This window comes from Pseudomonas juntendi, assembly GCF_009932375.1.
GTDB lineage: Bacteria > Pseudomonadota > Gammaproteobacteria > Pseudomonadales > Pseudomonadaceae > Aquipseudomonas > Aquipseudomonas juntendi.
Window position 1 is genome coordinate 1 of record NZ_BLJG01000229.1, and the last position, 6,234, is coordinate 6,234.

General features: G+C 65.3%; 5 protein-coding genes. All 5 read left to right on the top strand.

The window, feature by feature from the left end; genetic code table 11:
* Positions 1-216 precede the first annotated feature (216 nt).
* The gene (locus tag GYA94_RS22890) at positions 217-3,048 is read left to right on the top strand and encodes a xanthine dehydrogenase family protein molybdopterin-binding subunit (RefSeq protein ID WP_110679833.1); all 2,832 of its coding nucleotides are present in this window, start codon (positions 217-219) and stop codon (positions 3,046-3,048) included.
* Entirely contained in the window at positions 3,041-3,577 is a 537-nt protein-coding gene (locus tag GYA94_RS22895) for a (2Fe-2S)-binding protein (protein WP_029887985.1), read from the top strand. The genes GYA94_RS22890 and GYA94_RS22895 overlap by 8 nt, the downstream gene beginning before the upstream one ends.
* Before the next feature lie 2 nt (positions 3,578-3,579).
* Positions 3,580-4,791 carry a cytochrome c gene (locus tag GYA94_RS22900; RefSeq protein ID WP_161893156.1) on the top strand — a complete coding sequence of 404 codons (1,212 nt, stop codon included), beginning with the start codon at positions 3,580-3,582 and terminating at the stop codon, positions 4,789-4,791.
* A 3-nt stretch (positions 4,792-4,794) separates the two neighbouring features.
* On the top strand, positions 4,795-5,766 hold the full coding sequence (locus GYA94_RS22905) for an XdhC family protein (RefSeq protein WP_161893157.1): 972 nt from the start codon (positions 4,795-4,797) through the stop codon (positions 5,764-5,766).
* On the top strand, positions 5,763-6,234 hold a 472-nt coding region (locus GYA94_RS22910), incomplete at its 3' end, for a nucleotidyltransferase family protein (RefSeq protein WP_161893158.1). The genes GYA94_RS22905 and GYA94_RS22910, both read left to right, overlap by 4 nt.

Sequence of the window (6,234 nt, forward strand, 5' to 3'; positions counted from 1 at the left end):
CGCTCGATCTCCCAGGCGCCGAATCTCCAAAGGCGAACACCTATCAGCCCAAGCACGGATCCCCCGCTCAAAACCCGACACACCGCGACATATTGTCGGCTTGACTTTGCCTGCCCGCGCTAAATTGCTGTAAAGTTGACGCCCAGGTCAGCTTTCTGCAAGCCAGGCCCAGAATCAGAAGAAAGGGCAGACCCTCGACTGCCCAGAGGATCAAGCATGTCCAACCGTGATATTTCCAGGCGCGCCTTCCTGCAAGGCGGCCTGGTCGCTGGTGTCGGTGTGACCATGGCGCCACTTGGCAGCCAGGCGTTCGCCGCGCTGATGGAGGAACGCGTCACCGCTTCGCCGCAGAAGTGGATGAACCACGACGGCAAGGCGCGTTTCCGTAACGATGCGTTGTCCAAGGTCTGCGGCGACAAGGTGTTCGCCCGCGACATCCGTGCCAAGGACATGCCGGGCTGGCCGGTGCAACAGGGCCATGCCTTGCTGCTCAAAGCCACCAAGGCTGACCGCATCTATGCCGGGCATGACCTGAGCCTGCTGGGGGCAGACCTGCAACCAGACCGTGTCGTCACCGCCGCCGACCTGGAACAGGACGGCATCGCCTGGCCCGAAGCGCACTCGCCCGACCCACTGCTGCCGCCCGGCCAAGTACCGATGTTCATCGGCCACCCCGTGGCAATCCTGATCTGGCACGACTTCGAGCGTTTCCGCCAGGCCAAGCGCAAGCTGCAGTTCAACGACCAGGCGATCCGCTACGGCGCCCAGGCGCCGCTGTACCAGCGTGACCCCTATGGCAGCTTCCGCTTCGTGCGGGTGGGCGGCGCCACGCCGTTCGACGACGATGAGTTCTCCAGCCTGAAGAATTCCATGCTGTTCCCCACCATCCTCAACCGCAAGCCGGTGTGGTCGAAACAGCCCAACCAGCAGGGTGACCTGACCGAGCAGGGGCTGTTCTACGCCAACCGTATGGCCGAACAGCTGGACAACCCGCCCGAGGACTGGCTGGTGTTCGACGAGCGCTACAAGACGCCGTCCATCGAACCTGCCGCGCTGGAGCCGGACAACGGCAATGGCTGGTACGACCGGGCCAGCGGCACGCTGCACTTCGTGGTGGCCACCCAGTGCCCGTTCGAAGTGGCGCAGGAATGCGTGCACATGATCAAGCCGTCGCGGTTTGCCCTGAACACCCTGAACATGCACCCCGGCTACACCGTGGGCTACGGCTCCAAGGACAACAACATCTTCGTTTTCTACGCTGCCGTGGCTGCGTTGTACGGCGACGGGGTACCGGTCCGCCTGGCCAATGACCGCTACGAGCAGTTCCAGAGCGGCATCAAGCGCCATGCCTTCGATATCCGTTACCAACTGGCGGTGGACAAGAAAGACAACAGCTTCAAGATTTTCCGTGCCGACATGAGCTGCGACGGTGGCGGGCGCATCAACTACAGCCCGTCGGTGGCCGCAGTGGGTGCGACCGCAGCGCAGTCGATCTATTACATGCCGCAGAACGACCTGTCGGTGACTGCCTATTACTCGCGTGGCGTGGAGGCGGGCTCCATGCGCGGCTATGGCACCCTGCAGAGCATGGCGGCGACTGAAATGATGGTCGATGAAATCGCCGGCCGCCTGGGCGTGGATGCCATCGACCTGCGCCGTGCCAATGCGCTGAAGTCGGGCATGAAGAACACCCAGGGTGCGGTGCCGGCCGGCGCCCTGCGCCTGTATGAAATTCTCGACAAGGCCGCCGTGCACGACGGGTGGCGCAACCGTGACGCACGCAAGCAGCAGATGGATGCCAAGGACCAGGATCACTGGTACGGCGTGGGTTTCGCCATCTGCCAGAAAGACTTCGGGACTGGCGCGGAAGCGCCGATGGCCAGCGTCGAGTTCAGCCGCGACGGGCGCATCAGCCTGCGCCACATCGGTACCGAACTGGGCACTGGCATGTCCACTTCGCAGGCCCTGGTGGTCAGCGACTTCCTTGGCCGTTCGGCCGATGAGGTGCGCACTGCCGTTACCGAGTGGCCAGAGCTGCAGCTGACCACCAGCGGCAACCCGTACCTGATCAGCCAGCCCGAACAGGACGCTGCCCTGCGTAACCCGCGCTGGGTGGGCAAGCTGGCGTCGCCATCGTCGGCGACCAACTCGGCGTTCTATTTCAGCCACGCTACCCGCGAAGCTGCACGGGTACTGTTCAACCACGGCCTGTGGCCGGCGGCCATGGCCATCTGGCGCCAGGGGCCTTACGGCGGGCAGGCCAACCCGCTGGTGGTGCGCCGCGAGAACGCTGTGTGGGTCAACGGTGAGCTGACCGGCAACGGCCTGGCTCCGATCCCGTTCGCCCAACTGGCGCAAAAGGCCCATGACATGGGCCTGGTCACCGGTGTGAGCGTACACGGCTTCAACCGCTGGAGCTGGGCCGAAGCCGACTTCGTCATCGACGGTGTGCGCGAGCGCTTCCCGCTCGACGCCGTGGCCGTGAAATACGGCGACGGCGCGGTCAACGCCAAGAAAGCGCAGATGAGCAGCCACGGTTATCACCTGCTCGACCGGCAGAACGCGGCGTACCCCGATACCCAGCTGAACAACGCCATGGTCACCTACTACAGCCCGGTGGCGACCATTGTCGAAGTCAAGGTCAACAAGGGCACCCACGAAGTGCAAGTGCTCAACCACCACAGCTGGGTCGAGTGCGGCCGGGCGCTGGTGCCGGAGCTGGTCAAAGGCCAGCTCGAAGGTGGCATCGCCATGGGTATCGGGCACGCCCTGACCGAAGAAATGCCAATGTACGAGGGCGGGCCCGGGGAGGGCGACTGGAACTTCAACCGCTACCGCCTGCCGCATGCGCGCGATGTGGCGGTGTGGCAGCAGACCAGCGAAATTCTGCCGCCGCTGTCACCCACCGACCCGTCCAAGGGCATTGCCGAAGTGGTGATGATCCCGGTCGTCGGTGCCATCGGCAATGCCGTCGCGCATGCCATTGGCAAGCGCGTGCGCGATCTGCCCATTACCCCAGCCCGTATCAAGGAGGCCCTCAATGGCTAACCGCCCACTGCAACTGACCCTCAATGGTCAACCGGTCGGCCCGGTCGAGGTCCCCGACGACCTGGCGATGCTCGACTACCTGCACGAACACCAGAACCTCACCGGTTCGCGCCTGGGCTGCGGCCAGGGCATCTGCCACGCCTGCGTGGTGATCGTGGACAACCCGGACGGCACCTGCGAAGAAGTGCGCACCTGCATCACCGGTGCCCACTACTTTGCAGGCAAGAAAGTGCGCACCATCGAAGGCCATGCCAGCAAGGACGAGGCCGGCAACCTGACGCTGAACCCGATCCAGCAGAAGTTCGTCGACCTGTTCGCCTTCCAGTGCAGTTACTGTGCACCAGGCTTCGTCAACGCCGCTACCGTGCTGGTGGAAACCGCCCAGCGCCAGCCGCTGAACAAGAGCGAAGTGCAAGACCGCATCGAGGCCAGCCTCGGGCACCACATCTGCCGGTGCACAGGCTACGTGCGTTACTACGACGCCACCCGCCAGGTGCTCAACGACCTCGGCCTGGTCAAGGAGGGTTGAACATGGGCTTCGTACGTAGCGCATTGGCGCTGGCGTTGGGTGTTGCCGTCAGTTCGGCGGCCCTGGCTGCCGATGAAGCACAGGTCAAGCGCGGTGAATACCTGGCCCGCGCCGCCGACTGCATGGCCTGCCACACCGCCGAAGGTGGCGCACCGTATGCCGGCGGCCTGCCGATCCATTCGCCGTTCGGCACCATCTACGGCAGCAATATCACCCCGGACAAGCAGTACGGCATCGGCAACTACAGCGCCGACGAGTTTTTCGCAGCAGTCACGCAGGGCAAGCGCAAGGATGGTGCCAACCTTTATCCCGCGATGCCTTACACCTCGTACCACCTGATCAAGCGCGAAGACTCGGACGCGATTCTTGCCTACCTGAAAACCGTACCGCCGATCAGCCGCCCGGCCCCGCAGACGGCGCTGCGCTTCCCGTTCAACGTGCGCATGGGCCTGAGCGGCTGGAACCTGTTGTATGGCAAGAGCGTGCAGCTGCAGCCAGCGGACGGCAAAAGCCCGGCCTGGGAGCGTGGCCAGTACCTGGTCGAAGTCATGGGCCACTGTGGCGAGTGCCACACCCCACGCAATGCGATCGGTGCACTGCAGCAGGACCAGCGCCTGAGCGGCGGCCTGCTGGCGGGTTATCTGGCGCCCAGCCTGCTGGCCCAGGACCTGGCTGAGCGGGGCTGGACCCAGCCAGACTTGACCACCTTCCTCAAGCACGGCATCAGCGCCCAGGGCAGCATGTTCAACGAGATGTTCCCGGTGGTGCACCACAGCACCCAGCACCTGGAGGACGCCGACCTGGCGGCCATGGCCACCTACCTGCTGGGCGACCAGCCGCCCGCGGCCAAGGTCATCCAGCCGGTTGCCCTGGCGCAGATGAACGACAGTGCCCAGCGCGGCCACCAGCAGTACCTGAACGTTTGCGCCGGCTGCCATGGGGTCGACGGCGAGGGCAAGCCACACGTCGCCGTGGCCATGCAGGGCAATACCGTGCTGCGCCAGGCCGACTCGCGCAACCTGGTCAAGGTCATCCTCGAAGGCATCCGCGAACAACAGTTCACCGGCTTCGAGCGCATGCAGCCGATGCCTGGCTTCGCCGGCAAGCTGGATGACCAGCAGGTGACGGACATGGTCAACTACCTGCGTCAGGCCTGGGGTGGATTGCCCGGTGACCTGAAGGTACAGCAGCTCGCCGAGCTGCAGGCGGAGTAACCGGTGCAGCATCTCGATCTTCAGGTGATTCGCCAGGCCTTGCAGTGGTCGTGCAGCGGTCAGCAGGTGTGGTTGTGCACGGTACTCGCCACCTACGGTTCGGCGCCGCGTGCACCGGGGTCGCTGCTGGCGGTCAACGCCAGCGGCCAGTGGCTGGGTTCGTTGTCTGGCGGCTGCGTAGAGGACGACTTCCTGCACCGTGTGGCCTTGGGCGAGTTCGCCGAGCCGGTCGCCCTTGTGCGTTACGGCGATGGCAGTGACCCCCGCTCGGGCATTCGCCTGCCGTGCGGCGGGGTGCTGGAAGTGCTGGTGGAAAACTTGGCGGCCGAGTGCGACGTGCAGGCCCACCTGCGCGAGTTGCAAAGCGCATTGCTGGGGCAGCACCGGTTGTTGCGTGAAGTGCGCCTGCCCGACGGCAACCGCCAGTTGGTGCCTGACACCAGCCAGGGGCCGCGGGTGCAGCGTGAGCCCACCTGTGTACGGCTGCGCGTCGGCGCCGCCCAGCGCCTGCTGCTGGCGGGCTATTCCAGCGTGGCGCACTGTTGCGCCGAGTTCGGCAAAGGCCTGGGCTTCGAAGTGATTCTCTGCGAGCCACGTGATGAAGTGCTCGACGGCGTGCACCTGGACGGCATCGAGCTACGCCGCGAGCTGCCGTCGGAATTTATCGCCAATGGCGGTTGCCATGCCGACACGGCGGTGGTTGCATTGACCCATGATCCGAAAATCGATGACCTGGCCATGCTTGAAGCGGTGCGTACCGAAGCGTTCTACATCGGCGTGATGGGCTCGAAGGCCACCTCTGACAAGCGTCGCGAGCGCTTGCAGCGCATTGGTGGGCTGGGTGAGGTCGAACTGGGGCGCATTCGTGCACCGATCGGCCTCAACCTGGGCAGCAAGACCCCGGCAGAGATCGCCCTGGCGGTGCTGGCCGATGTGCTGCGGGTGCGTAACGGCATCGGGCGGGCTGCGCTGTGAGCGTGGTCGCGCTGGTGCTGGCTGCCGGGCGCGGCACGCGTTTCGGTGCTGACAAGCGCTTGGCGACCCTGGCTGACGGCCGCAGCATGCTGGCGCATAGCGTGGCGCGGGCGAGGGCGGTGTTCGACGATGTGCGTGTGGTGCTGCGCGAGGGTGAACGGGGGGAGGATTTCGGTTTGCCTGCCGGTTGCCGGGTGATCGTTAGCCCAGATGCGGCGCTGGGGCTGGGGCACAGCCTGGTGGCCGGGGGCCGGTCGTTGGGCGACAGCCACGCGCAGGCGGTGGCGATTTTGCTGGGTGATATGCCGTGGATCGAGTTGGCCACCCTGCGCCGGTTGGCCGAGGCCTCCAGCGTTTCGCGCATTGTGTTGCCGCGCCATGCGGGGCAACAGGGGCACCCGGTGATCTTTGGCCGCGATTTCTGGCCGGCGCTGGGGCAGTTGACCGGTGATGAAGGGGCGCGGGCGG

Bases quoted from the DNA above. Each gene is read 5' to 3' on its own strand.
- GYA94_RS22890 (WP_110679833.1), top strand. From the start codon at position 217: ATGTCCAACCGTGATATTTCCAGGCGCGCCTTCCTGCAAGGCGGCCTG.
- GYA94_RS22895 (WP_029887985.1), top strand. From the start codon at position 3,041: ATGGCTAACCGCCCACTGCAACTGACCCTCAATGGTCAACCGGTCGGC.
- GYA94_RS22900 (WP_161893156.1), top strand. From the start codon at position 3,580: ATGGGCTTCGTACGTAGCGCATTGGCGCTGGCGTTGGGTGTTGCCGTC.